Origin of the sequence: Mycobacterium sp. E342, assembly GCF_001667665.1 — a bacterium.
GTDB lineage: Bacteria > Actinomycetota > Actinomycetes > Mycobacteriales > Mycobacteriaceae > Mycobacterium.
The window spans coordinates 1-25,626 of the sequence record NZ_LZJM01000074.1; the positions used below are offsets into that span (position 1 = coordinate 1).

Sequence of the window (25,626 nt, forward strand, 5' to 3'; positions counted from 1 at the left end):
TTTTGGTGTCTGTGTTTAATACGCGAAACGCCGTGCTGAGCTGCGGAAATGCCGGGGCGAAAATTGACGTTTTGCATTGTTGCTGGTCAGGGCTCTTTTGGGTGGAAATAGTGAACGGTGCCCGGGCGTGTCGTTTTTCGGAGGCGTCTATCTTCATACAAACAATGGTTGGTACAACGGATACCCCCGGCGGGTAGGGGCGGCAGGCGGGTGTTGGGGTGCCGCCGGGGTGGTTGCTAGCAAACATTAGTCGTGTGGTTGGTGGAGGTCGGTTGCCTGTTGGTGGGTGGCGGTGGCAGCGGCGGTGAAGTCCTCCATCTGCTGTTGGGCCGGTTGGCTGTGGTAGGCGTCGACGGGGTCGCCGGGCCGGGCGTTGGAGTCGTGCTCAGGGCTGAAGGGGTTGGGATTCATGGTTGTTGCCTTTCTGTGGGGGTGGTTGTGGCCCGGCGGGGCGGCCAGCGCCCGAGCTGCTGCTGGCCGGTGCCCCGCCGGGTTTGTGCTCGGCCGCAGGGTGGCCGATCCCTGGGGCCGAGCAGGTTCACTGGCAGCTGCCCGATCGATACGACTGGCGTGGAGTCCCCGGGTAGTCGAATCTGCTTGGGTCGACGGCAGGTTCGCGGTCGACGTCGCTGCCACCGGGATTGCCGTGGTCGGGCCTGTAGTCCTCCTCGGCAAGGCTGCTGTCACGGGGTGCGTCGAACGGGTCGCGGAACGGGTCGATGAAGCCGGTCATCGGTGGGCCTTTCGTGGGTCCATGGCGCGCAGTTTGCGCTGCGCTTCCTCGCAGGACAGGGTGCTGACGATGGGGTCGTAGGGGCGGGTCTGGTAGAGCCGCAACTTGGCTTCTTGCCACGACAGCGTGCCGGCGGGGGCGAAGGCCCGGGCCCGGTCGGTGCGGGTGAACAGTTTCCGCAGTTCGTGGCGCTGGGCCAGGGCCACCACGTCGCCGACCGGAACCCCCTTGTGCGCGGCCAGGCTGCGCAGCCCGACGGTGGTGTCGGAGTAGGCGGCGACGGCGCTGCAGGGCGCGACGTCGAGGACCGCGCCGCTGATCAGGGTGCGCATCGCGGTGCCATCGGCGTAATTCCATTCGTCTAAGGCGTTAGCGAAGGTGAACGACGAAGCGTGGATGTCGCCGCGGGCAATCAGCTCGAGGACGTCGCCGCGGCAGCTCGGCGCGTCCACGCGGTATCTGAGGCCGACGTTGTCGACGTCCAGGCGGAGCGTGCCCGCCGCGGTGGTGCCCAACAGATATTCATCGGAGTGGTTGTAGCGGCACAGCACCCCGGCGCCTTGCTCGCCGGGCCAGCCGGCGGCGCGGGCTTGCTCGAAGAACCCGCGGGCGATGCGTTCGACGAAAGGGACACCCGCGCCACCCGATATCGTCCGCGATTCTCGGTCGAACTTCGCGGCGTAGCCGGCGATTTGACGCCCCTGGGTGCCGCCGAGGCTGCGCAGCTCGACGGCGCCGGACACTGCGCTGCGCTCAATGGTGGACGTCGTGCTCATCTCAAGCTCCTTCGGGGTCGTCGAATGCGACGGTTGACAGGACGTCGGGCTCGGCCTCGGCCTCGGGCTGGTCGGGGATGCGGCGGAAGGCGTCCCTCAGCCTGGACAACGGGCCACGCTTGGGCGCATCAGGGTTAGGAACCTCGCCTTCAGGATCTATGCGCCGCAACAGATGCCGACGCGCGTGCCCGTCCCAGACCGGCGCGACAACAATCGGCGCGGCCTGCCCGAACAGCACCAGCTCGCCCGGGTCGGGGTGCGCGCGGATGACGGCGTCGCACCGCACCAGCCGCGTCCACCGCCCACAGCGGGTGTTCTGCACCGTGTCGGGGGGCTCCGCGGTCACGGATTCGATGCTCAGCGCGGGGGTGTCAGGGTTGAGCGGTTTCGGTTCGGCCCAATCTTTCCAGCTGGCCCACGCGATGCGCTTGTGGATGCCGTCGACGTCCGCGACTAGCGGCAGCTCGAATACGTCGCGGGACACACCCAGACCGGTCGGCAACGTCACCGGCCGCACCAATTCCGCGGCCGCGGTCAGCGCCGGCAACAGGCCGTCGAGCTGGCCGGCGAACGCCAGCGCGTCCCGCCAGGCCCGCACCGTTTTGTCCCGGGCGTTGACCACCTCGCCGGGGTCGGCGCCGGGATCGACAACGCGGGCGCAACGCTCGAAACCCTGCGCGGCGGTGTCGAACTTGGAGGCCAACTCGCGATAGTGGGCCTGCGCGACCGGCATGTACAGGCCGCGCAGCTCTGCCTCCATCGCGTCATGGACCACCGCCAAGACTTCGGAGCGGCGCTCGACCGAGCCGGCCCCAGCTTCGGCCATCGCACACGAAAACCACAGTGCAGGATCACCGGTGCCGTCGCGCAGCGACGCGAACAGCCTGCCGGTCATGATTGGGGCGGCGGTCGCGGCCAGCTGGCTGAACGCCAGGAATCTGTCTCTCATCTCCACGAACGTGGGCGGCAACACGCAGCCAGATTCAGCGACGAGGCCGGTCATCTTCAGTAGCCCGGTCAAACCGACGCTGCGGTTCGGCATCGGGGTGTGGTCGGTGGTCTCGTCAAAGCAGTACCGGATGACGCCGGGGGCGAAACGGGAAGCGGATGGTGCGGTCATTTAGATGATCCTCTCGTGCGAAAGTGGTTGAACTGCTGGTCTTTTCGGGATTTCCGCGTTGGGGTCGGCGCGGCGTGTGGCGGCGTCACGGCCCACCAGGCAGTCCGCGCAAAAGCGGGAGCCGGCCGCGGCCCGCTCACACAAACAGGCGATGCAAATCAGGGCGCCCATGGGCTTTCCTCCTCCTTATCCTCGGGTTGGGTGCCGCCAACGCGACGGTGCCGGCGGGTGGTTTCGACGACACGCCGCAGCACCTCGATCGGTAGCGGGCCCGGCTGCTCGTGCGCGGGCGCCGGCCCGGCCGCGTACGGCACCTCGGGATTGTTGAGACCGGGCAGCCAGGCCAAGACGAGGTCGGTAGACCCATCCGGGTTGCAGACGACCGCGGCCCCGTACGCGTCGCCGCCGACGTCGTGCAGCAAGGCCGAGCGAGCATCGTCGACGAACACGGTGTGCTCAAGCTGGGCCTGCTTGTCAGCGTGCTTAGCCATGGTGGCGCCTTTCGGTGTTTGCTGGACAACCAATATTCGGGGTGCTGCCGGGTGCTGCCCGGTGCTGCCCGGCAGCAGTGCGAAGTGCTGCCCAAAGTGCTGCCCGCTGCTGCTGCCCGCTAGGGCGGGGCAGCAGCGGCAGCACTTGGCATCGGGCGGTCACGCTTCGCCGTCCTGGGCAGCACTCTGGGCAGCAGTGAAAGCGTTTGCTCCGTCGCTGATTAACCGGCCGGATGCGAGCATCGCGTGGACCGTGGCCGAGGCGTCGGCCTCGCGGAAGCTCTGACCCGCGTCGCGCATCAGGGCGTAGAGGGCGCGCTTGGACTTCACGCGATGATCAGGCAGCTGGGTCCAGGTGACTTCCCAGATGGTGTCGGCAAGTTTCGAGCTGGACAGATCCGCCGTGGCTGCGGTGTCCTCGGGTGTCGCCGCGTAGAACGCCAGGTCGAGCGGCTTGAACGGGTCCGAGGCGTCGACGACCAGCGTCCCCAGGTAGGTCTTGCCGACGGTGCTGCGGTCGGCCGAGCCGTGCTTACGCAGGTGGCCGGGGCGGTCCTTGGTCACGTACACGTTGGACCGTCCCCGCCGGTCCCGCCCGAACGGCTCCCGGTTTTCCAGAGCAATCCGAGCGCCGTCGATCGCGTTGCCTTTATGCACCGAGCCGTAAGCGTTCTTTCGGGTGCCGTCGGCGCCGCCGGGCAGGTGATCACAGGCGATCGTCGCCGCGCCGGCCCGCAGGAATGGGGCGATCAGGCGGCGGCGAAACAGCGCGGCGCCTTCGGCCGCGAGGATGTCATGCCCGTTGAGGGTCATCGCCTCGTTAACGCCGTCGTGGATTACTAGCGTCGGCGCTGGGTCGAGGAGGTCGGCGAGGTTGTCGAGCTGGGCGGGCTCGTTAGGGGCGACGAACCGGAACAGCGGACGCAGCATGAGCTTGTCCGGCACACCGAGGTCACGCAGCCGCTCGATGGTGCTCTCAGGGCCTGGCTCTTCGTAATGCACATAGACGACGGGGTTTCCGCGCAGCAGCTCGGCGGCGGTGCAGGCCAGAACGAACCATGATTTGCCGCTCTCGGTCTCGCCGACGACGACGTGCTCGCGGCTGGGGTAGATGAGGCGCACGCCGTCGCTGCGCGCCAGGCCGAGGCTCGGCGGGGCGGGCGGTTGGATTTCGCCGCGGAGGTAGGGGCCGAGGTCGATCGGCTGCCACGACTGGCCACACCTACCTGCCTCTTGGTCGTTGGTGGAGCGGCGGTGGCCGTTGCTGTTGTGCTGCCCAGGCGGCAGGTCGCCGTTCCACTCGCCCACCCGGAACTCCTCCAAGGTGTCCCAGTGTGGTTCAGGCAGCCCGGTCACGATGCGGCCCTGGGGATGTGGGCGCCGTTCCGGCGGCGGATCTCGCCGGCGATTGCCGACCAGTCCGCGGCGGCCGCTACCGCATGGGACGCCTCGCCGAACGTCAACTGCGCGGCCTCCACCCGCAATCCCCAATGCCTCGCGGCGTCGAGCACGGCGGCCCACTTGGCTGGATCGGTGTCGGGAAGCTCTACCCAAGCCGGGGTGCCGGCCATCGGCCAATCTCCAGCAGCGGCAAGCCACGGCGCCACGAATTCGTGCACCGACCACCAGCTGACGGCGCGCCCGTTTACACTCAAAGCGGCGCTCTCGGTTGTGGTGGCTGTAGTGGCGTCAGGTGCGAAGTGGGCGGTGGCCGGTTTCCTAGGCGGGGGCCGGCTTTCGTCATTAGGCGGCCCTAGGCCCCGGTTCATGCCGCGCCGCCGTCGAGGGTTTCGATTGCGGCGCCATCGCGGGCGGCCGCTTCGCGGGCAGCCTTACGCGCTTTACGGGATGCAATTGACTTGAGCGCCATGCGCTTGTAATGCGCTCGGCGTAGCGATTCAGCGCGTTTCGGGTCGCCGTCGGCCAGTTTCAGGAATCGGGCGTCAGCGGCACGACGACCATTCGCCGTGCGGGCCGCGCGATCAACCGTGTTTCCCCAGGACTGGTCGGCGGCCATCGACCGGGCCAAGGAAATTTCTGAATCTGAGCTCAACGCGAGCCTCCGAACTTAAGGCGTGAGGTATCACACCTTCTTCGGAGGCTCCGGCCGGAGGGGCATCCGGCTCGCTTCTACGCACAGCATACAACCAACGCCGTGCAAAGTTTTGTTCGCTACAGCAACCGATCCAGCTTGCGAAGAGAGTCCAGCGAGATTCGCGTAATGCCCTGCTCCCAAAGCCAATTGAATTGCTTGTTGGCCTCCGAACCGCTGCGCCGGACTTGATCGTCACACAGCGGGCAGCGGATACGGTAACGGAGGCCAAGCGGCAAGGCGACATCGGCGTCAAGACCGGAAACCTGACGGGCCCGGTCAATATCGGCCACCAACCGATCGGTTTTGCCAAGAGGATCGTCAGGCGTCACACGTCCCGAATCCCAAGACTGCACAACGCGGCCGGCGGCGTCGATGTACTCGATACCGCCGCCGCGGCGCGGAGACTTGATGTCGCCCTGTTCGCCACCGATGTGGTCGAACAGGTCCGGCATCCATGGGTCTTCACCACGTCGCGAGTAGGTCCGCTCCCACAGCTCATGGGATTGGGCGTCGCAGTACACCGTGATTTCGCCGCTTTTCTCTTCCTCCATGCCCTGAAATGGGCCGTCGGCGTTCACAATTCCGTCAGCCCCAGGCCAAGCCGGTCGAACTCCTCGGCGGCCAGCCTCTCCGAGGCGGTCTTGGTGTAACGGCCGATCATCGAGTTATCCGACCAGCCGCCATGCGCGCGCAGGCCGGTCTCCGAGCCGCCCGATTGCATCCACCGCACCGCAGCCGTGTGCCGCAGCCGGTGGACGTGGAAGCCGACCACCCCGGCATCAGCTGCACGGGCCTTGAGCGTGCCGACCAGGCCGGTGTACGACAGCCGTCGGCCCTGCGCCGACAGCCACACAGGCCCCTCCGCGGGGTGGCGCACCGTATTGCGGCGGGCCCGCAGGTAGCGGTCGATGAGGGCGGCCGTGCCCGGCGAAAACCGCACTCGCCGCGCCTTGCCGCCCTTGCCGTGGCGCACCTGCACCAGGCAGGCGTCCAAATCCAGGTCGGCCATATCCAGGGCGAGCAGCTCAGCCGCCCGCAGCCCCGTCTCGGCGAGCAGAGCCACCATCGCCTTGTCACGCTTGTCGCGCAGGTCCGTACCCTCACACGCCTTAAGCAATCTGCCCACCTCGTTGTCCGACAGGTCCGCGACAGCGGCCTGAGCCATCTTCGGGGGCCGGATAGCCAGAATCGGGTCGGCATCGAAACCCTCCTCGGCGGCCAACCAGGCAGCGAACCGCTTGACCGCGGCCAGCCGCAGCCGCACCGTCGCCGTCGAGCAATCACCCTGGGCGGCCAGCCAGTCCGTCACGGCGGCCTTCGTTAACGCCGCCGGCGCCCCGGTGTCGGCGCAGTAGGCCAGGTAGGCGTCCACCGCGCGGCGGTAAGCCCGCTGCGTCTGCTCGCTGCGCCGCTGGCCACGCAGGTGGCGCATCCACGAATTGAGCAGCTCAGCCAGATCCAGCAAACGCTTTGTCATGTCGTTACCCTACACTTACAACGCTGTGCAGGTTGCCTATCTAGTGTTTCCACAGCTAGAAGGATGTTTAGGCTAGCTCGTTTGGTGTAGTTAATTCTGTGTTACCGACGCGCGATCGGAACAATTGCGAAGATTGCAAACAGGCTGCTCAGTGCGGTCAGGACCGGCATCGGTAGCCCGCCGGCGGCAACGTGCCCGCGACGAGGTATCCCATCACGGCGCCGTCCACGCACTGGTCCCCGTTGAACACCGCGGTGTGCTGCGTCCCGTCGTAGGTGATCAGCGGGCCGCCCAGCTCGCGGGCCAGGTTGACCCCGGCCTGGTACGGGGTGGCCGGATCGTGCGTGGTGGAGACGACGACGACCTTGCCCGGCGCCGCGGGCGCCGCGACGTGCGGCGTCGACGTCGCCGGCACCGGCCACAGTGCGCACAGATCGCGGGGCGCGGCTCCGGTGAACTGCCCGTAGCTGAGGAACGGCGCCGCCTGGCGGATGCGCTGATCGGCGGAGACCCAGCTCGCCGAATCCTTCGGCGACGGCGCGTCGACGCATCGGATCGCGTTGAACGCATCCTGATCGTTGGTGTAATGACCGCCGCGGTCGCGGCCCTCGTAGTCGTCGGCGAGCACCAGCAGGTCGCCGGCGTCGGTGCCGCGCTGCAGGCCGAGCAGGCCGCTGGTCAGATATTTCCAGTGCGCCGGGGTGTAGAGCGCGTTGATGGTGCCGGTGGTCGCGTCGGCGTAGCTCAGGCCACGTGGGTCCGACGTGCGACCTGGCTTGGCGACCAACGGGTCGACCAGCGCGTGGTAGCGGTTGACGAACTGGGCCGGGTCGGTGCCCAGCGGGCAGCCCGCCGAGCGGGCGCAGTCGGTGGCGTAGTCGTTGAAAGCGGTTTGGAATCCCGCCATCTGCTGAACGTTCTCGTCGACGGGGCCGACGGTCGGGTCGATCGCGCCGTCGAGCACCATCGTCCGCACGTGGGCCCCGAACTTCTCCAGGTAGGCGGTGCCCAGCTCGGTGCCGTAGCTGTAGCCGAGGTAGTTGATCTGGTCGTCGCCCAGCGCCTGCCGGACCATGTCCATGTCGCGCGCCACCGAGGCGGTGCCGACGTTGGCCAAAAACCCGGGCCCCATGCGGCTCACACACTGCTGGGCCAGCTGCTGATAGAGCTGTTCGATGTGCGCCACACCGGCCGGGCTGTAGTCGACCATCGGCTCGCGCCGGTAGGCGTCGAACTCGGCGTCCGAGCGGCAGCGCAGGGCCGGGGTCGAATGCCCCACCCCCCGCGGGTCGAAACCGACGAGGTCGAAGTTGCGCCGAATCGGCGTGCCGTCCAGATCCGGCGCCATGCCGGCCACCATGTCGACCGCGGACCCGCCGGGACCGCCCGGATTGACCAGCAGCGAGCCGATCCGCTGGCCGGTGGCCGGCACGCGGATCACCGCCAGCCTGGCCTGCCCCGCTCCCGGGTTGTCGTAGTCGACCGGAACGGAGACGGTGGTGCACTGCGCGGTGGGGACATCGCTTGTGTCGGTGGCGAATTGACCGCAACTCCCCCACGTCTGCGGCGTCGCGGCCGACGGCCTCGGAGCAGGACTCTGCCCCGAACCCGGCTCCGGGGTGGCGCCCGCGACCGCCGGTCCCACCACCGATTGCGCGGCCAACAGCCCGAATGACACCAGCGCCGAACTCAACGTTCTCAGGCGCGACATGGCAGTCATCGTGTCAGCTTCGGGTTCCCGAAGCGGCGCGAAACGGTTACGCCTTGATCTCGTCTGCGGCCCGCACCGGGCGTCGAATTGCGCTGAGCGTCAGACCCGTACGCGCCCTAGCACTTTGCGCCGCTGGGCGGGGTCGCGCCGCCGACCAGGTACGCGGTGACGTAGTTGTCGATGCAACCGTCGCCCTGGAACACGACCGTGTGCTGGGTGCCGTCGTAGGTGAGCAGCGAACTGCGCAGCTGGTTGGCCAGGTCGACCCCGGCCTTGTAGGGGGTGGCCGGGTCGTGGGTGGTCGACACCACCACGGTCGGGGCCAGGCCGGGCGCGGAGATGGTGTGCGGCTTGCTCGTCGGCGGAACCGGCCAGAACGCGCAGGTGCCCAGTGGGGCGTCGCCGGTGAAGGTGCCGTAGCTCATGAATGGCGCGATCTCCCGCGAGCGGCGGTCCTCGTCGATCACCTTGGCGCGGTCGGTGATCGGCGGCTGGTCGACGCAGTTGATGGCGACCCGCGCGTCGGTGGCGTTGGTGTAGTGACCGTGCGCGTCGCGGCGCATGTACATGTCGGCGAGGGCCAGCAACGTATCGCCGCGGTGGTTGACCAGTTCGCTCAGCCCGTCGGTCAGGTGGTGCCACAACGTCGGCGAGTACAGCGCCATGATGGTGCCGACGATGGCGTCGCTATAGCTCAGTCCCCGAGGGTCCTTGGTGGGGGCCGGCCTGCCGACCATCGGGTTGTTCGGGTCTACCAGCGGGTCGACCAGGCTGTGGTAGACGTCGACGGCCTTGTCCGGGTCCGTGCCCAACGGGCAGCTCGACTGTTTCGCGCAATCGGTGGCGTAGTCGTTGAACGCGTCCTGGAAACCCTTGGCCTGACGCAGGTCTGCCTCGATGGGGTCGGCGTTGGGGTCGACGGCGCCGTCGAGGATCATCGCCCGCACCTTGTCCGGGTAGGCCTCGGCGTAGGCCGAGCCGATTCGGGTGCCGTAGGAGTAGCCCAGGTAGGTCAGCTTGTCGTCGCCCAGCGCCGCGCGGATCGCGTCCAGGTCCCTGGCGACGTTGACCGTGCCGACGTTGGCCAGGAAGTTCTTGCCCATCTTGTCCACGCAGCGGCCGACGAACTCCTTGGTCTCGTCCTCGATGTGGGCCACGCCGGCGGGGCTGTAGTCGACGTTCGGCTCCGTCCGCAGCCGGTCGTTGTCGGCGTCGGAGTTGCACCACACGGACGGCCGCGATGACCCCACCCCGCGCGGGTCGAAACCCACCAGGTCGAAGCGTTCGCGGACCCGCTTCGGCAACGACTGGACGACACCGAGGGCGGCCTCGATACCGGACTCGCCGGGCCCGCCGGGGTTGATCACCAGCGAGCCGATCTTGTCCCCGGTGGCGGGGAAGCGAATCATCGCCAGCGTGGCCACGTCGCCGTCGAGGTGGTCGTAGTCGACCGGCACCGCGAGCTTGCCGCACAGCGCACCCGCGGGGATCTTGGCCTTCGGGTTGGATGACCGGCACGGTGTCCATTCCACGGCCTGCCCCAGCTTGGGCTCGGCCAGCAGGGCGCGCCCGCCGACGACCCGAACGCAGCCCGCGACCAGGAGCGTCACGGCAGCGACCGTTGTCGAAACCAGCAGCATGCGCGCGAACTTGCCGCGGCGAGACAGACCCATGCCAACATATGCTGCCAGAGGGAAGCTGAGATTCTCGTGAGCGGCACCGCCGAGCGGTTACCGGCCGGCCGCATACGGCCGGGCATGGCATGTCTCACATCATCCGGACGGTGCGACTGCGCAGAAGAGATGGCAGAATGGCACCGTCAGACGAACCCGGGGACCCGTTGAGGGCCACGAGGATCGACCCGACCACCAATAGGACAATGATGTCTGAGCAGAACGTCTATGGTGCGGGCACGTCCGAACAGGCGCAGCCCCTCACCAAAATTCGCACCCACCACCTGCAGAAGATGAAGGCCGAAGGGCACAAGTGGGCCATGCTCACGGCCTACGACTATTCGACCGCCCGCATCTTCGACGAGGCGGGCATTCCGGTGTTGCTGGTCGGCGACTCGGCCGCCAACGTCGTGTACGGCTATGACACCACGGTGCCGGTCTCGATCGACGAAATGATCCCGCTGGTGCGCGGCGTGGTGCGCGGGGCGCGTCACGCCCTGGTCGTCGCGGACCTGCCATTCGGCAGCTACGAGGCGGGCCCGGCCCAGGCGCTGGCGTCGGCCACCCGGTTCATGAAGGAGGGCGGCGCCCACGCCGTCAAGCTCGAGGGCGGCGAGCGCGTGGCCGAGCAGATCGCCTGCCTGACCGCGGCCGGGATCCCCGTGATGGCGCACATCGGGTTCACGCCGCAGAGCGTGAACAGCCTGGGCGGCTTCCGGGTGCAGGGCCGCGGTGACGCCGCGGAACAGACCGTCGCCGACGCGATCGCCGTCGCCGAAGCCGGGGCGTTCTCCGTCGTCATGGAGATGGTGCCGGCCGAGCTGGCCACCCAGATCACCGGCAAGCTGACCATCCCGACGGTCGGGATCGGGGCAGGCCCGAACTGCGACGGCCAAGTTTTGGTCTGGCAGGACATGGCCGGAGTCAGCAGCGGCAAGGCCGCCCGCTTCGTGAAGCGGTTCGGCGACATCGGCGGGGAATTGCGCCGGGCCGCAAAGCAATATGCGAAAGAGGTGGCGGAGGGGGTTTTCCCCGCCGACGAGCACTGCTTCTGACGGGCACGACTAGGCGTTTCGCCCACCGGATCCTGTCAATTCCGAAAATCCTTGTGTGGCAGGCCGGTACGATTGTTCTTGGATGAGGTCTCTACTCCGAGAGCAAGGGTGAAACAGATCGACCGGGCGATTCATGGTGATTTCGTGCACCGTCGGACGGTGCTGAAGATGCCGCTGGTATTGGCAGGAGGCGCTGCACTGGCCCGAGCACCTCGCGCGGCCGCGGAACCGCCCCCCACCTCGCCGAAATCTGGCCCGTGGTCAGCAGACCGGGCCGGCAACTGGTACCGGGCTCAAGGTTGGCTGGTCGGCGCGAACTACATCACGTCGAACGCCATCAACCAGCTGGAGATGTTCCAGGCCGACACCTATGACCCGCAGCGCATTGATACGGAGCTGGGCTGGGCCCGGTCGGCCGGGTTCAATACGATCCGGGTCTTCCTGCACGATCTGCTCTGGGCGCAGGACTATCAAGGGTTCCAGGGCCGTCTCGCTCAGTTCGTCGACATCGTGGCGCGCCACGGCATCAAACCACTCTTCGTCTTGTTTGACTCCTGTTGGGACCCGCTCCCGCAAGCAGGTCCGCAGCGCCCGCCGAGGCCCGGCGTCCACAACTCCGGCTGGGTGCAAAGTCCGGGCGCGCAACGCATCGATGATCCCAACTACGCCCGCACGCTGCGTGACTATGTCACCGGAGTGCTGACCCAGTTCCGCAACGACGACCGCATTTTGGGCTGGGACCTGTGGAACGAGCCCGATAATCCCTCGCACCAATATCGCGCCGTCGAGAGGAAAGACAAAGAAGCCGTCGTCGCGAATCTGCTTCCGCAGGTGTTCGAGTGGGCACGCGCGGTAGATCCCTGTCAGCCATTGACGAGTGCCGTATGGCAAGGCGAGTGGGCAGACCCGGGACGCCGCAGCGCAATCAACGGCTTTCAACTCGACAACTCCGACGTGATCACGTTCCACTCCTATGACAAGCCGGCGTGGTTTGAGACCCGCATCAACGAACTCATCCCATACGGGCGCCCCATCCTGTGCACCGAATACATGGCCCGGCCGTTGGGCAGCACCATTCCGGGCGTGTTGCCCATCGCCAAGCGCTACAACGTCGGCGCCTTCAACTGGGGGCTGGTCGCCGGGAAGACCCAGACTTTCTTTCCGTGGGACTCCTGGGAGCACCCGTACACGGCCATGCCGGTGGAGTGGTTCCACGATCTGCTCGCGCCCGACGGACGGCCGTTCCGCGAGTCCGAGATTCAGACGATCCGCGAACTGAGCGGCCTGGCGCTGCATCTCCGCGAAGACTCGCCGCCGCCCCCGTAACGCCGCGCCGGTCAGCGGCCGGCGCCGCCATCCGTGTTACCGCGGTATGGCAGGCTATGGGAACCCATCATCCCTTCATGGCCGCGGCGACGCGCCTTCAACGGAGCCGAAAATGCCTGCAAAAGCGCCACAAACCTCGCGTCATCGCGAGGTGGAGCGCAAGTTCGATGTCGGCGAGTCCACCGTGTCACCTTCGTTCGAAGGCATCGCCGCGGTGGCGCACGTCGAGAAGTCGCCCACTCAGACACTGGACGCGACGTACTTCGACACCCCCGCACAGGACCTCGCCCGCAACAAGATCACCCTGCGCCGCCGCACCGGTGGCTCGGACGCGGGATGGCACCTGAAGCTGCCGGCCGGGCCGGAGGCCCGAACCGAAGTCCGGGCACCCCTGGACGCCTCGGGCCCGGGCGGGCCCGACACCGTGCCGGAGGAGCTGGTGGACATCGTGCTGGCGATCGTGCGCGACCGCCCGCTCGAGCCGGTCGCCCGCATCACCACCCAGCGTGAAACCCAGGTGTTGTACGCGGCCGACGACACGCCCCTGGCCGAATTCTGCAACGACCACGTCACCGCCTGGTCGGCCCGCGCTTCCGACGATGCCGACCTGGAGCCCACCCAGCAGGAGTGGCGGGAGTGGGAGCTGGAACTGGTCGAGACGGATGGGGTGCCGGACACCGGGCTGTTGAACCGGTTGGGCAATCGGCTGCTCGACGCCGGCGCCGCACCGGCCGGTCATGCCTCCAAGCTGGCGCGGGTACTCGGCACCACGCCACAGCCCGACGGCGCGCCGGCCGCCGAGCACCCGTTGCAGCGCGCGGTGGCCGATCAGATTCGCGAACTCTTGGTGTGGGATCGTGCGGTACGCGCCGACGCGTTCGATTCCATCCACCAGATGCGGGTCACCACCCGCAAGCTGCGCAGCCTGTTGCGCGACTACCAGGAGTCGTTCGGGTTGCCCGACGACGGGTGGGTGCTCGACGAACTGCGCGAGCTCGCCGGCATCCTCGGCATCGCGCGCGACGCCGAAGTCCTCGCGGAGCGCTACGAGCGCCAACTGGACGGGCTGACACCGGATTTGGTGCGCGGTCCGGTGCACGAGCGCCTGGTCGGCGGGGCGCAGCGGCGCTACCAGACCGGGCTGCGCCGGTCGCTGATCGCCATGCGGTCGCAGCGCTACTTCCGTCTGCTCGACGCCCTCGACGCGATAGCGGCGCAACCCCCGGCCGCCGCCCCCGGCGAAGAGCACCCTCCGGTCACCATCGACGCCGCCTACAAGAAGGTCCGCAAGGCAGCCAAAGCCGCCGCCCAGGTGGCCGGCGAACACCCGGAGGACCACCACGCGCGCGACGAATCGATCCACCGGATCCGCAAGCGGGCCAAGCGACTTCGGTACACCGCCGCGGCCACGGGCGCCGACAGGGTGTCCGAGCAGGCGAAGGCCGTTCAGTCGCTGCTCGGCGACCATCAGGACAGTGTGGTCAGCCGCGAACATCTGCGCCACGAATCCGAAGCCGCGCACGCCGCCGGCGAGGACACGTTCACCTACGGCCTGCTGTACCAGCAGGAGGCCGACCTGGCCGAGCGGTGCGAACAGCAGCTCGACGACGCGTTGCGCAAGCTCGCCAAGGCGGTGCACAAGGCCGGCTGAGCGGGGGCGGACGAGTTGGCCTGTAAGCCGGATTCTGTTCCGCGCATCTCCGGCAGCCGAAGATGCGCGGCGGCGACCATCCATCTGGACACACCGTCGCCGGGTGCCTCGAGCGGCCTACCCGCAGGCTCGGGCGAGCAACCCTCGAACGCCTGCGCGGCCGCACCTTTCGGTGCGGCCTTCTTGGCCTTGCTTCGGGTGGGGTTTGCCTAGCCACCCCGGTCACCCGGGATGCTGGTGCGCTCTTACCGCACCGTTTCACCCTTACCACCGCGAGGGTGGCGGTCTGCTTTCTGTGGCACTGTCCCGCGAGTCACCTCGGATTGCCGTTAGCAATCACCCTGCTCTGTGAAGTCCGGACTTTCCTCGAACCGCCTTGCGGCGGTCCGCGGCCGCCCGGCCAACTCGTCCGCGACGATCCAGGCTACTACCTGCGCGATCCCGGTGCCAGCAACCATCGCGCGCCGGCTCTATCGTGGACCGGGTGGACCGGTGGAAGAAGCGAGTCGACTCCGGCGACTGGGACGCCATCGCCAGCACGGTCAACGAAGACGGCGGGGCGCTACTGCCGAGGCTGGTCACCACCGGCGAGGCGGCCCGGCTCCGCAAGCTCTACAACGACGACAGCCTGTTCCGCTCGACCATCGACATGGCGCCCAAACGGTACGGCGCCGGGCAGTATCGCTACTTCCGGGCGCCCTATCCCGACCCCATCGACGAGCTCAAACAGGCGCTCTACCCGCGGCTGCTGCCGATCGCCCGCGACTGGTGGGGCAAACTCGGCCGCGACGCGCCCTGGCCTGACGGTTTGGACGATTGGCTGGCGATCTGCCACGCCGCAGGGCAAACCAGGTCCACCGCGCTGATGCTGAAGTACGGTGCGGGCGACTGGAACGCCCTGCACCGAGACCTCTATGGCGACTTGGTGTTTCCGCTGCAGGTGGTGATCAACCTCAGCGAGCCCGGCACCGACTACACCGGCGGCGAATTCCTGATCGTCGAACAGCGGCTGCGGGCCCAATCCCGCGGCCTGGCAACGCAATTGCCGCAGAGGCATGGATTCGTGTTCACCACCCGCGAGCGGCCCGTGGCCTCCAGCCGCGGCTGGTCCGCGGCGCCGGTGCGGCACGGCGTGTCGGTGGTGCGCTCCGGCGAACGCTACGCCCTGGGGCTGATATTCCACGACGCGGCCTGAGGTTATCCGACGCGCCGCAGAGCCATCACGTTATCCCGCAGGGCCGCGGCTTGTCCGTCGGGTCCGACCGCCTCCCGTTCCACCGTCTCCGTCCGCACCGGGGTCCAGGCGTTGTCCAGCCGCAACGATGCGAGCACCTCGTCGATCGTGGGAAAGGAGTGGTGGTGGTGCTCCGCCCACGGTGGGGCTGCCGCGTGGTCGACGATCAGCAGCACACCGCCGGGGCTCACATGCTCGGCCGCCCGCCGCAGCGCGGAGTCGCGGTCCAGCCGGGCCGGCGAGTGCAGAAACTGCGCCGATACTAGGTCGAACATCCCGTCCGGGAAGCTCTCGTTGAGGTCGTGGAGATGAAAGTCGATGCGCCCGTCCACGTTTCGCGCCGACGCCGCCTCCGCCGCGCGTTGCAGCGCGGTGGCCGAGACGTCGACCGCCACCACCTGCCACCCACGCTCGGCGAGCCACAACGCGTCGGCGCCCTCCCCACAGCCCAGGTCGAGAGCCCGGCCCGCAGGCAAGTCGGCAGCCACCTCGGCGAGGCGCGGGTTGACCCGTCCGCTCCACACCCGGTCGGTCGATCGGTAACGCTCTTCCCAGAACCGCTGGGCGTCATCAGGTTTGCATGAAGTTTCCATACCGCGAGCTTGCCCAGCCGCGTTCGGCTTGCCAAGCTTATTTGCCATGCAGGCAAAGACCGCTCCCGATATCGACCTTCAGGTGCGCCGGCGCCTGCGTGAACTGCGCACGCAGCGCGGCATGACGCTGCAAGAGGTCGGCGCGCGCGCCGGCATCGACGTCTCGACGCTCAGCCGCCTCGAGTCGGGAAAACGCCGGCTCGCCCTCGATCACCTCCCGCGCCTGGCGCGGGCGCTGTCGGTCAGCACCGACGAGTTGTTGCAGCCTTCCGAAACCCACGATCCGCGGGTGCGCGGCGCCGCCCACACCCACCACGGGGTCACCTATTGGCCGCTGACCCGTCAGGGTCCCGCTGGCGGTCTGCACGCGTTCAAGGTTCGGGTCAGCGCCCGGCGCCGCACCCCGCCGGCGGAGTTGCCGGTGCACGAAGGCCAGGATTGGATGTACGCCCTGTCCGGCAGGCTGCGGCTGCTGCTCGGCGACCGCGACTTCACCATCGCGCCGGGCGAAGCGGTCGAGTTCTCCACCTGGACACCGCACTGGTTCGGGGCGGTCGACGGCCCGGTGGAGGCCATCGTGATCTTCGGGCCGCACGGCGAACGGCTGCACCTGCACAGCTGAGCGCCGCGCGGCGATTGTGCGGCCGCTCAGCATTGACCATTGCCCGGCGGGGACGTTGGTGCCAGTCTGACCAGATGACAGATACCGAGGGGTTCGTCGACCAGACGGTGACCGGTCTGGCGGACCCACAGCCGATGTACAAGGCGTTGCGCGAATCGAGCCCGGTGTTCCGGTCACCGCAGGCCGTGGTGCTCAGCCGACTGGCCGACATCGAGATGGCGCTCAAACACACGGAGTTGTTCTCGTCGAACATGGACGCGGTCGACCTGGGCAACGTGCGGCCGCTGATCCCGCTTCAGATCGACCCGCCCGAGCATGCGAAGTACCGCCGCATCCTCGATCCGTTGTTCACTCCGCGGGAGATGGCCCGCCGCGAGCCTCGGGTCACCGAGCTGGTGAACGAGATGATCGACGGCTTCGTCGATCGGGGTGAGTGCGACTTCCACACCGAGTTCGCGGTACCCCTGCCGTGCACCGTCTTCCTGCAGCTTCTCGGGTTGCCGCTGGAAGACCTCGAGAAGTTTCTGGAATGGAAGGACGGTGTGATCCGCCCGGAGGGCGACTCCGGCTTCGACCGGCGACACGAGAGCGCCGCCGGGGTGGCGCAACAGATCTACGAGTACTTCGACCGCGCCATCGACGACCACATCGCCAGCCCCCGCGACGACGTGCTGTCGGCGATGATCGCCGCCGACGTCGCCGGGCGGCCGCTGTCGCGCGAAGAGCTCCTCGACATCTGCTTCCTGTTCCTGATCGCCGGCCTGGACACGGTGACCGACTCACTCGACTGCTTCTTCGTGTACCTGGCGCGCCACCCCGACCACCGTCGTCAGCTGGTCGAGCAGCCCGACATCCTGCCCAGCGCCGTGGAGGAGTTGTTGCGCTGGGAGACACCGGTGCCCGGTGTCGCGCGGGTCGCCATCCAAGACGTCGAGGTGGGCGGCTGCCCCATCCACAAGGGCGAACGGGTCAGCCCGTTGCTGGGCGCGGCCAACACCGACCCGGCCGAGTTCGCCGATCCGGAGCTGGTCGACTTCGCCCGCAACCCGAACCGGCACCGCGCGTTCGGGGGCGGTCCGCACCGCTGCCTGGGCTCCCACCTGGCCCGCATGGAGCTGAGGGTGGCGTTACGCGAGTTCCACCGGCGCATACCGGATTACGAGATCAAGCCGGGCACCCAGCTGACCTACACCGCGGCCCTGCGCTCGGTGGAGTCGCTGCCCCTGGTGTTTCCGGCGCCATGACCCGCATCGCCGTCGACGCCGACCGCTGCACCGGGCACGGGCGCTGCTACACCCTGGCGCCCGACGTCTTCGACGCCGACGACGCCGGCCACTGCGTTGTGCTCGTCGCCGAGGTCTCTGGTGAACTCGAGGCACAAGCCGTCACCGCCGAGCAGAACTGCCCCGAAGCCGCCATCTCCCTGGCGCGTTGAAGCGGAACGTATCTCCTATGGCCGGCGCGCCGTCGAACGAGCGGATGATCGCCGGGGTCGCAGCCGCATCCGTCGCGCTTGGGGTGGCCGAGCTGGTAGGCATCCCGTTCGGTGCGCGGGCCGACGCGCGGGCCGCGATCGGCGCGGCCGTCGTCGATCTGACACCGGGCCCGGTCAAAGAGTGGGCGATTGCGAGCCTGGGCTCTTCGGACAAACTCTTCCTAGCCGTAGCGGTGCTGGTGGTGATCGCCGCCACCGCCGCGATCGCCGGGACGCTCGAGACTCGGCCGCGCCCCCTCGGTAGCGCCGTGATCGTCGCGGCGGGCGCGCTCGGATGCGTCGCGGTGCTGTCGCGGCAAGGTACGACGCCACTCGACACGATCCCGACCGTCGCGGGCGCGGCCTGCGGCGTGACGACCCTGCGCCTGCTCACCGGCCGGTTTGGGTCCGGCCCAGAAGCACCCGAGCCCGACGAGCCGGATGCCGGCAGGCGCAGATTGGTCGTGCTCGGCGCGCTCGGATTCGGAGTCTTGAGCGGCGTAGCGGGTGCGGTCATCACACGGTGGATGCATTCGGTGGCCGCGGACCGCACCAGCTTCACGCTGCCCAAACCGCGCGCATCGGCGCCCCCGATACCCGCCGAAGTGCAGCCGAAAGGCGTTGCGCTGCCGAGCTTCGTCACACCCAGCGCCGACTTCTACCGGGTAGATACCGCGCTCACCGTCCCCCAACTCAGCCACACCGACTGGCGGCTGCGCATCCACGGCATGGTGAACCGCGAAACGACTTACAGCTTCGCCGACCTCGCCGGCTTCGACGTGGTCGAAAAGGTGGCGACACTCACCTGCGTGTCCAATCCCGTTGGCGGCGATCTCATTTCGACCGGCGTCTGGACCGGCTATCGAGTGGCCGAGCTGTTGGCCGCGGCCGGTGTGCGCCCGGAGGCCGACATGGTGCTGTCGATGTCGATCGACGGGTTCACCGCCGGCACCCCGGTGGATGCACTCATCGATGGGCGCGACGCGCTGCTGGCGGTCGCCCTCAACGGTGAACCCTTACCGATCGAGCATGGATATCCGGCCCGGCTGGTCGTCCCTGGGCTCTATGGGTACGTGTCGGCCACCAAGTGGGTCGTCGACATGGAGCTGACTCGCTTCGACAGGGCGAAGGCGTACTGGACGCGGCAGGGCTGGGCAGCGCGCGCACCCGTCAAGACCGAGTCGCGGATCGACGTGCCGAAAAATGGTCAGCGGGTGCCGGTGGGTCCCGTGGTTTTCGGGGGTGTCGCGTGGGCGCAGAATCGCGGCGTGCGGTCCGTGGAAGTCCGCGTCGACGACGGCGGGTGGCAGGCCGCAGAGCAGGGCGCAAGCTACTCCAACGAGACGTGGCGGCTGTGGAGCTTTCCCTGGCAGGCGAAAAGCCCTGGGCGGCACACCATCACGGTGCGAGCCACCGATAACACCGGGGCCACCCAGACCTCGGACAGGGCCGCGACGGTCCCCGACGGCGCTACCGGCTTGCACACGGTGGACTTCAGCGTGGCGGGGACATGAAGCACTATTTCGACGAGAGTTTCCGCCAGCTGACTACCGCGATCACGAGTCCGATCACCGCCGTGATGGGACCGATGATTGACCAGGTCGTGGTGTTGCTCATCGGGCTACCGCCAAGCACCCCGAATCCCTGCAGCGCCCAAATCGAACCGAACAACGCGACGATCAACCCGAAGGCGAACGTGGCGACGAATGTCCTTCTCATACGGCGGATGCTACGGCCGGGCTCATTTGCGCGCCAGCGCGTGCCACGCCATGTCGACGATGGCCGCACAGTACTCGTCGTCGACGGGAGCGTCGGAGAACACGACACGAATGTTGAGCGGCGCCAGCACGATCTGGACCGCGGCCAGGGTGTTGACGCCCTCACGCAGTTCGCCCCGCTCCCTGGCCCGGTCCACGACCGCGCGCACCGCGTTGAAATGCACCCGCCAGAACCTCATCCGGGTGGCTTCGTCGTGTCCCCCGCGCCGGTCCATCACCAGTGCGCGCAGGAGCGTGCGGCCGACCTCGCTGTTGATCCGGTTGGTCACGTTGCGGGCCAACGCCGCTAGGTCCCCGCGCAACGAGCCGGTGTCTGTTCCCGAACTCAGCGTCTCGACGTCGCTGAGCACCGCATCGACGATGAGCTGACGCCGATCTCCCCAGTACCGGTACACCATCGCCGCATCGAGGTGGTAACGCTCGGCGAGGGCCTCGATGCTGAACCGCTCGACACCCCAACGGGTCAGCTCGTCGAGCACCGCCGGCATTACCCGCGCCCGCACATCCGCGGGAACGGCCGTATGGACCGGCTCAGACGGCTGCATCGACGTCTCCTCACACCTGGTGGTTAAAGGTAGCCGGTCTGGTTCACCAGACGCACGGAGGACGCACCGTCGGGATAGAACTCGGCGATGCTCAGCGACGCGAGGTCGAGGTGCAGCCGGTACAGCATGCCCGGCCCGGCCTCCAGCGCCAGCCGCAGCAGCATCTTGATCGGCGTCACGTGCGACACCACCAGCACCGTCGTGCCCTGGTGCGCGGCGATGATGCGCTCGCGCGCCCGGACGACCCGGTCGAGCACGTCGTCGAAGCTTTCCCCACCCGGCGGCGTGGTCCCGGTGTCACGCAGCCAGCGGCCGTGCAGCTCCGGGTCGCGCTCGGCGGCCTCGCCGAAGGTCAGCCCTTCCCAGGCGCCAAAGTCGGTTTCGATCAGATCGTCGTCGACGGTCACGTCCAGGCCGAGCGCCTTGGCGGCCCTGGCCGCGGTGTCGTAGGCCCGCTGCAGCGGCGAGGCGAACACCGCGGAGATCCCGCCGCGCTGCGCCAGATAACGCGCCGCGGCGTCCGCCTGCCGCAGACCCACTTCCGTGAGAGCCGGGTTGCCGCGGCCGGAGTAGCGGCGCTGCACCGAGAGCTCGGTCTGGCCGTGTCGCAGCAACAGCAGCCTGGTCGGGGTGCCGCGTGCACCGGTCCAGCCGGGAGCCTGCGGGGATTGCGTCGCGGCGGTTTTCGCGGGCTCGGCCGCGGGTCGCGGGGTTTCCTGCACCGGGTCGCCGAAGGCGGCGTCCATCGCCTCGTTGGCCAGCCGATCGGCGTATGAGTTGCGGTCCCGCGGAATCCACGTGTAATCGATCCGATCGAACCGCGCCGCCAGCTTTCGGGCCTGCCCGTGCAGTTCGATGAGGTCGGGGTGCTTGACCTTCCACCGGCCCGACATCTGCTCCACCAACAGCTTGGAATCCAGGAAGACCGCGGCCTCGGTGGCGCCGAGCTCGAGCGCGTCGCCCAAACCGGCCAGCAGGCCGCGGTATTCGGCCACGTTGTTGGTGGCCCGGCCGATGGCCTGCTTGGTCTCGGCCAGCACCGTCGAGCGGTCCGCGGTCCACACCACGGCGCCGTAGCCGGCGGGGCCGGGGTTGCCGCGCGAGCCGCCATCGGCCTCGATCACCACTTTCACTGGTCGAGCCCCTGGACCCGCAACAGGATCGCGCCACACTCCGGGCAGCGCACCACGTCGTCCTCGGCGGCGGCGGAGATGCGGGACAGCTCGCCCCGGTCGATCTCGAGCCGGCACGCACCGCACCGGCGCCCCAGCAACGGCGCGGCACCCGACCCTCCCCCGGCGCGCTGCCGTTCGTAGAGCGCCGAGAGGGCGGGGTCCAACGCCGCGCTCAGCGTGTCGCGGCGCGACGAGTACTCCTGGCGGGCCTCGCCGATTTCGGCCAGTGCAGCGTCGAGACCCTCTTGGGCGCCGGCCAATTCGGCCTCCAGCGCCTCGACCTTGCCCTGCGAATCGTCCAACTGGGACTGCAGCTCCTCGCGGCGCTCCATCACGTCCAGCAGGGAATCTTCCAGGCTGGCCTGGCGCCGCGTCAGGGTCTCCAGCTCGTGCTGCAGATCCGACAGTTGCTTCGCGTCGGGTGTACCGGACTGCAGCAACGACCGGTCGCGGTCTTCGCGCTGCCGGACCGCCTCGATTTCGGACTCCAATCGCGACACCTGGATGTCGATGTCCTCCAACGCGATTCGAATGGCACCCACCCGGTCAGCGGCGGCGTTGAGTTCGCCCTGCACCCGCTCAAGGGCCTGTTGCTCCGCGAGGTGGCCGGCCCGGTGCGTGATGCGGGCCAGCTCGGCGTCCAGCTTCGACAGCTCGAGCAGCGAACGCTGCTGCGCGATTTCGGCCTTCATCACTGCTCACTTCCGATCTCGTCGTCGCACTGCCCCATATTCCAGGGGTCGGTGCGAATGGTGCACACCCGCACCGACAGGGCCGCACCGAAACGGGAGCGCAACAGGTCGGCGGCCTGGTCGCACCACGGAAACTCGCTCGCCCAGTGCGCCACGTCGATCAACGCCACGCCGGAGCCCCGGCTGTGCTCGTCGGCCGGATGATGCCGCAGGTCGGCCGTGACGTAGGCCTGCACACCGGCGCCGGCCGCGGTCGCCAGCAGCGAATCGCCGGCGCCACCGCAGACGGCGACGCGGAAGACCGGCATGTCGGGGTCGCCCGCCGCGCGGACGCCCCAGGCCGTCCGCGGCAGGGCGGCGCCGACGCGGAACACGAAGTCGCGCAGCGGTTCGGGCCGGGGCAAGGTGCCGATGCGGCCCAACCCGGCATCGCCCGGCAGGGGCAGCAACGCGAAGACGTCGAATGCCGGCTCCTCGTAGGGATGCGCGGCGCGCATCGCCGCCAGCACGGCGGGCCGGATCCGCGCGGGCGCGATGACCTCGAACCGGTCTTCGGCCACCTTCTCGACGGTTCCAACGCTGCCCACCGCGGGCGACGCGCCTTCGTGCGGCAGGAACTGCCCGATGCCGCTGACGGTCCAGCTGCAGTGCGAATAGTCGCCGATGTGCCCGGCGCCGGCCTCGAACACGGCCGCCCGCACCGCATCCGCGTGCTCGCGCGGCACGTAGATCACCCACTTGTCGAGATCGGGGGCGGCCGTTCGCGGCTCCAGGGCCGCTTCCACGGTCAGGCCGAGCGCCCGGGCCAGCGCGTCGGACACCCCCGGTGAGGCGGAGTCGGCGTTGGTGTGCGCGGTGAACAGCGAACGCCCCGTTCGGATCAGGCGGTGCACCAGCGCGCCCTTGGGGGTGCTGGCCGCCACCGTGTCGACCCCGCGCAGCAGCAGCGGGTGATGGGCCAGCAGCAGGCCGCCCTCGGGAACTTCGTCGACCACCGCCGGCGTCGCGTCGACCGCGACGGTCACCGACTCCAGCGGATCGTCGGGGTCGCCGCACACCAGGCCCACCGAGTCCCACGATTCGGCCAGCCGCGGCGGGTAGGCCTCGTCCAGCACGCCGATCACGTCGGCCAGCCGCACGCTCATCGGAGCGCCTCCGCAATCGCCTGGACCAGCAGCGGCCACTCCCGGCGCACCGCAGCCCGCAGGTAGCGCTCGTCCAAACCGGCGAAAGTATCACAGCGACGGATGGCGATCCCCCTGTCCCCCAGGCTCTTTCGAATCGAGGCGGCGTCCGGCATGCGGAACAGCACGAACGGGGCCCGGCCGTCGACCACCTCGGCGCCCACCGACGTCAGCCCGGCCGCCATCTCGGTGCGCAGTTCCGCCAACCGCACGGCACCGGCCGCCGCTTCGGCGACGGCCTGCCGGCCGCAACACGCCGCGATGGCCGTCAGTTGCAGCGTGCCCACCGGCCAGTGGGCACGCTGAGCCGTCAAGCGGGCCAACAGCTCCGGCGGGCCCAGAGCGTAGCCCACCCGCAGCCCGGCCAGCGCCCACGTCTTGGTCAGGCTACGCAGCACCAGCACGTCGGGCAGCGAGACACCGGCCAGCGACTCCGGTTCTCCGGGAATGGAATCCGCGAACGCCTCGTCGACCACCAGGATCCGCCCCGGCCGGCGCAACGCGAGCAGCTGCTCGCGGCTGTGTAACACCGACGTGGGGTTGGTCGGGTTGCCGACCACCACCAGGTCGGCGTCGTCGGGGATGGTCACGCCCTCCAGGCCGAAGGGCGGCTCGAGCACGACATGGCACACGGGCACGCCGGCGGCGCTCAACACGTCCGCCGGCTCGGTGAACGCGGGCGCGATGACGGCCGCCCGCGCCGGACGCAGGTTGGGCAACAACGCGAACCCCTCCGCCGCGCCCGCCAGCGGGAGCACCTCGTCGCGGGCGCGGCCATGCCGCTCGGCGATCGCGTCCTGCGCCGCGCGCACGTCCTGGGCGCTCGGGTAGTGCGCCAGATCGGTCAGCCGCGCAGCCAGCCGCCGCATCAGCCACTCGGTCGGTTGGGCGTGCCGGACGTTGACGGCGAAATCCAGCATCCCGGGTGCGACGGCCTGATCACCGTGATAGCGCACCGCAGGCGGGGTCAGGTTCAGACTCGCCATCCGAGAAACACTAGTGGGCGGCTTCCGGGCGCGGCAGCGACACCGTCACACCCGGCCCGGCCCATCGAGGACAATGGTGAGGTGACAGGCACAATCTTGACGGCCCAGCTGGTGATCTTCGACCTCGACGGCACGCTCACCGACTCCGCGGAGGGCATCGTGGCCAGCTTCCTGCACGCGCTCGACCAGGTCGGCGTCGCGGTGCCCGACGGCGATCTGGTGGCGCGGATCGTGGGGCCGCCGATGGACGACACCTTCCGCACCATGCTGGGCGAGGACGCCGAGCCGGCGATCGCCGCCTTCCGCGCCGAATACGGCAGCCGGGGCTGGGCGATGAACACCCTGTTCGAAGGCATCGAGCCGCTGCTGGCCGACCTGAAAGCCGCCGGCGTCCGGCTGGCCGTCGCGACCTCGAAGCTGGAACCGACGGCCCGGCGCATCCTCGCCCATTTCGGGCTCGATCAGCATTTCGAGGTGATCGCCGGGGCGAGCCCGGACGGCTCCCGCAAGACCAAGGTCGAGGTGCTCGCGCACGCGCTCGAACAGCTGCAACCGCTGCCCGAGCGGGTGCTCATGGTCGGCGACCGCAGCCACGACGTGCACGGCGCGGCCGCCCACGGCATCGACACCGTGGTGGTGGGCTGGGGTTACGGGCGCGACGACTTCCCCGCCGGCGCGACGGCGGCCGGGCCCACGGCGGTGACGCACGCCGCGACCATCGACGAACTGCGGGCGGTGCTGGGTGTCTGAGCCGCTGCACGTCACCTTCGTCTGCACGGGCAACATCTGCCGGTCGGTGATGGCCGAGAAGATGTTCGCCGACCAGCTGCGCCGCCGCGGCCTGGCCGACGCCGTGCGGGTGACCAGCGCGGGCACCGGCAACTGGCACGTCGGTGAATGCGCCGACGACCGGGCGGCCGAGGTGCTGCGCGCCCACGGCTACCCCACCGAGCACCGCGCCGCCCAGGTCGACACCGACCATCTGGCGGCCGACCTGGTGGTGGCCCTGGGCCGCAACCACCTGCGGATGCTGCGCGAGCTGGGCGTCGACGGCGAGCGGGTGCGGATGCTGCGGTCCTTCGATCCGCGTTCGGGTGCTCACGCTCTCGACGTCGAGGACCCCTACTACGGGGACGCCCAGGACTTCGAGGACGTGTTCACCGTCATCGAGGCCTCGCTGCCCGGCCTGCACGCCTGGGTCGACGATCGACTCACCCGCAACGGGTCGGGTTGAC

General features: G+C 68.8%; 29 protein-coding genes and 1 other RNA gene. 10 read left to right on the forward strand and 20 right to left on the reverse strand.

Translation table 11 applies throughout. From position 1 onward, the window contains the following. Positions 1–246 precede the first annotated feature (246 nt). From A5692_RS28840 to A5692_RS04195, 12 genes are all read right to left on the reverse strand, one after another. Positions 247–411 (reverse strand): hypothetical protein, encoded by a 165-nt coding sequence (locus A5692_RS28840; protein ID WP_156765921.1) that lies wholly within the window; start codon positions 409–411, stop codon positions 247–249. 127 nt (positions 412–538) lie between these two features. Then, a complete protein-coding gene (locus tag A5692_RS04150; RefSeq protein WP_068052515.1) occupies positions 539–733 on the reverse strand; it encodes a hypothetical protein in 195 nt (64 codons plus the stop codon). Then, complete coding sequence (locus A5692_RS04155; protein ID WP_068052518.1) at positions 730–1,509, reverse strand: HK97 family phage prohead protease; 780 nt, start codon at positions 1,507–1,509, stop codon at positions 730–732. Before A5692_RS04155 ends, A5692_RS04150 begins: the two co-directional genes overlap by 4 nt. Position 1,510: 1 nt before the next feature. Continuing rightward, on the reverse strand, positions 1,511–2,629 hold the full coding sequence (locus A5692_RS04160; RefSeq protein ID WP_068052520.1) for a hypothetical protein: 1,119 nt from the start codon (positions 2,627–2,629) through the stop codon (positions 1,511–1,513). Between the two features lie 158 nt (positions 2,630–2,787). Further along, positions 2,788–3,120, reverse strand: a complete 333-nt coding sequence (locus tag A5692_RS04165; protein ID WP_068052523.1) for a hypothetical protein — start codon at positions 3,118–3,120, stop codon at positions 2,788–2,790. Between the two features lie 159 nt (positions 3,121–3,279). Continuing rightward, the gene (locus tag A5692_RS04170; protein ID WP_156765922.1) at positions 3,280–4,428 is read right to left on the reverse strand and encodes a hypothetical protein; all 1,149 of its coding nucleotides are present in this window, start codon (positions 4,426–4,428) and stop codon (positions 3,280–3,282) included. Between the two features lie 44 nt (positions 4,429–4,472). After that, entirely contained in the window at positions 4,473–4,889 is a 417-nt protein-coding gene (locus A5692_RS04175; protein ID WP_068052530.1) for a DUF2742 domain-containing protein, read from the reverse strand. After that, a complete protein-coding gene (locus tag A5692_RS27955) occupies positions 4,886–5,137 on the reverse strand; it encodes a hypothetical protein (protein WP_082962351.1) in 252 nt (83 codons plus the stop codon). The genes A5692_RS04175 and A5692_RS27955 overlap by 4 nt, the downstream gene beginning before the upstream one ends. Positions 5,138–5,292: 155 nt before the next feature. Further along, a complete protein-coding gene (locus A5692_RS04180; protein ID WP_068052535.1) occupies positions 5,293–5,793 on the reverse strand; it encodes a hypothetical protein in 501 nt (166 codons plus the stop codon). Further along, complete coding sequence (locus tag A5692_RS04185; protein ID WP_082962352.1) at positions 5,790–6,692, reverse strand: tyrosine-type recombinase/integrase; 903 nt, start codon at positions 6,690–6,692, stop codon at positions 5,790–5,792. Before A5692_RS04185 ends, A5692_RS04180 begins: the two co-directional genes overlap by 4 nt. A gap of 157 nt (positions 6,693–6,849) precedes the next feature. Next, positions 6,850–8,412, reverse strand: coding sequence for an alpha/beta hydrolase (locus A5692_RS04190; protein WP_156765923.1), 1,563 nt, complete (start codon positions 8,410–8,412; stop codon positions 6,850–6,852). A 107-nt stretch (positions 8,413–8,519) separates the two neighbouring features. Beyond that, entirely contained in the window at positions 8,520–10,076 is a 1,557-nt protein-coding gene (locus tag A5692_RS04195) for an alpha/beta hydrolase (RefSeq protein ID WP_068052540.1), read from the reverse strand. Between the two features lie 209 nt (positions 10,077–10,285). Between A5692_RS04195 and panB the strand changes: the two genes are divergently transcribed. From panB to A5692_RS04210, 3 genes are all read left to right on the forward strand, one after another. After that, positions 10,286–11,131, forward strand: coding sequence for a 3-methyl-2-oxobutanoate hydroxymethyltransferase (gene panB / locus A5692_RS04200; RefSeq protein WP_068052653.1), 846 nt, complete (start codon positions 10,286–10,288; stop codon positions 11,129–11,131). A 144-nt stretch (positions 11,132–11,275) separates the two neighbouring features. Beyond that, positions 11,276–12,457 carry a cellulase family glycosylhydrolase gene (locus A5692_RS04205; RefSeq protein WP_068052656.1) on the forward strand — a complete coding sequence of 394 codons (1,182 nt, stop codon included), beginning with the start codon at positions 11,276–11,278 and terminating at the stop codon, positions 12,455–12,457. A 112-nt stretch (positions 12,458–12,569) separates the two neighbouring features. Then, positions 12,570–14,108, forward strand: coding sequence for a CYTH and CHAD domain-containing protein (locus A5692_RS04210; protein ID WP_068052543.1), 1,539 nt, complete (start codon positions 12,570–12,572; stop codon positions 14,106–14,108). Between the two features lie 7 nt (positions 14,109–14,115). Here A5692_RS04210 and rnpB read toward each other — a convergent pair. After that, an RNA gene (gene rnpB / locus A5692_RS04215) (RNase P RNA component class A) lies at positions 14,116–14,516 on the reverse strand. A gap of 76 nt (positions 14,517–14,592) precedes the next feature. Between rnpB and A5692_RS04220 the strand changes: the two genes are divergently transcribed. Continuing rightward, positions 14,593–15,303, forward strand: a complete 711-nt coding sequence (locus A5692_RS04220) for a 2OG-Fe(II) oxygenase (protein ID WP_068052658.1) — start codon at positions 14,593–14,595, stop codon at positions 15,301–15,303. A 2-nt stretch (positions 15,304–15,305) separates the two neighbouring features. Here A5692_RS04220 and A5692_RS04225 read toward each other — a convergent pair whose 3' ends face one another. Further along, positions 15,306–15,935 carry a cyclopropane-fatty-acyl-phospholipid synthase family protein gene (locus A5692_RS04225; RefSeq protein ID WP_068052546.1) on the reverse strand — a complete coding sequence of 210 codons (630 nt, stop codon included), beginning with the start codon at positions 15,933–15,935 and terminating at the stop codon, positions 15,306–15,308. Positions 15,936–15,981: 46 nt separating this feature from the next. On the opposite strand from A5692_RS04225, the gene A5692_RS04230 reads away from it, so the two are divergent. The 4 genes from A5692_RS04230 to A5692_RS04245 all read left to right on the forward strand — a co-directional run bounded on the left by A5692_RS04230 (position 15,982) and on the right by A5692_RS04245 (position 19,545). Further along, entirely contained in the window at positions 15,982–16,557 is a 576-nt protein-coding gene (locus A5692_RS04230; protein ID WP_068052549.1) for a helix-turn-helix domain-containing protein, read from the forward strand. A 74-nt stretch (positions 16,558–16,631) separates the two neighbouring features. Continuing rightward, complete coding sequence (locus A5692_RS04235) at positions 16,632–17,801, forward strand: cytochrome P450 (protein WP_068052551.1); 1,170 nt, start codon at positions 16,632–16,634, stop codon at positions 17,799–17,801. Further along, on the forward strand, positions 17,798–17,992 hold the full coding sequence (locus tag A5692_RS04240) for a ferredoxin (protein WP_068052553.1): 195 nt from the start codon (positions 17,798–17,800) through the stop codon (positions 17,990–17,992). Before A5692_RS04235 ends, A5692_RS04240 begins: the two co-directional genes overlap by 4 nt. Before the next feature lie 17 nt (positions 17,993–18,009). Next, positions 18,010–19,545: a molybdopterin-dependent oxidoreductase gene (locus A5692_RS04245; protein WP_068052555.1), complete on the forward strand. Its 1,536-nt coding sequence runs from the start codon at positions 18,010–18,012 to the stop codon at positions 19,543–19,545. A 4-nt stretch (positions 19,546–19,549) separates the two neighbouring features. Here the strand turns inward: A5692_RS04245 and A5692_RS04250 are convergent, their stop codons facing one another. From A5692_RS04250 to cobC, 6 genes are read right to left on the reverse strand one after another with little or no spacing between them, the layout of a single operon-like run. After that, a complete protein-coding gene (locus tag A5692_RS04250; RefSeq protein WP_067921468.1) occupies positions 19,550–19,750 on the reverse strand; it encodes a hypothetical protein in 201 nt (66 codons plus the stop codon). Between the two features lie 22 nt (positions 19,751–19,772). Beyond that, entirely contained in the window at positions 19,773–20,354 is a 582-nt protein-coding gene (locus tag A5692_RS04255; RefSeq protein ID WP_068052557.1) for a TetR-like C-terminal domain-containing protein, read from the reverse strand. Between the two features lie 23 nt (positions 20,355–20,377). Beyond that, positions 20,378–21,487 (reverse strand): bifunctional RNase H/acid phosphatase, encoded by a 1,110-nt coding sequence (locus A5692_RS04260; protein ID WP_068052559.1) that lies wholly within the window; start codon positions 21,485–21,487, stop codon positions 20,378–20,380. Next, positions 21,484–22,221, reverse strand: coding sequence for a zinc ribbon domain-containing protein (locus A5692_RS04265; RefSeq protein ID WP_068052561.1), 738 nt, complete (start codon positions 22,219–22,221; stop codon positions 21,484–21,486). Before A5692_RS04265 ends, A5692_RS04260 begins: the two co-directional genes overlap by 4 nt. Continuing rightward, positions 22,221–23,366, reverse strand: a complete 1,146-nt coding sequence (locus tag A5692_RS04270) for a Nif3-like dinuclear metal center hexameric protein (protein WP_068052564.1) — start codon at positions 23,364–23,366, stop codon at positions 22,221–22,223. The genes A5692_RS04265 and A5692_RS04270 overlap by 1 nt, the downstream gene beginning before the upstream one ends. Continuing rightward, positions 23,363–24,391, reverse strand: coding sequence for an Rv2231c family pyridoxal phosphate-dependent protein CobC (gene cobC, locus A5692_RS04275; protein WP_068052567.1), 1,029 nt, complete (start codon positions 24,389–24,391; stop codon positions 23,363–23,365). Before cobC ends, A5692_RS04270 begins: the two co-directional genes overlap by 4 nt. Positions 24,392–24,502: 111 nt before the next feature. On the opposite strand from cobC, the gene A5692_RS04280 reads away from it, so the two are divergent. Together A5692_RS04280 and A5692_RS04285 are read left to right on the forward strand one after the other, a co-directional pair. Continuing rightward, complete coding sequence (locus A5692_RS04280; RefSeq protein WP_068052661.1) at positions 24,503–25,141, forward strand: HAD-IA family hydrolase; 639 nt, start codon at positions 24,503–24,505, stop codon at positions 25,139–25,141. Continuing rightward, on the forward strand, positions 25,134–25,625 hold the full coding sequence (locus A5692_RS04285; protein WP_068052570.1) for a low molecular weight protein-tyrosine-phosphatase: 492 nt from the start codon (positions 25,134–25,136) through the stop codon (positions 25,623–25,625). The genes A5692_RS04280 and A5692_RS04285 overlap by 8 nt, the downstream gene beginning before the upstream one ends. The last annotated feature ends 1 nt before the right edge of the window (position 25,626 follow it).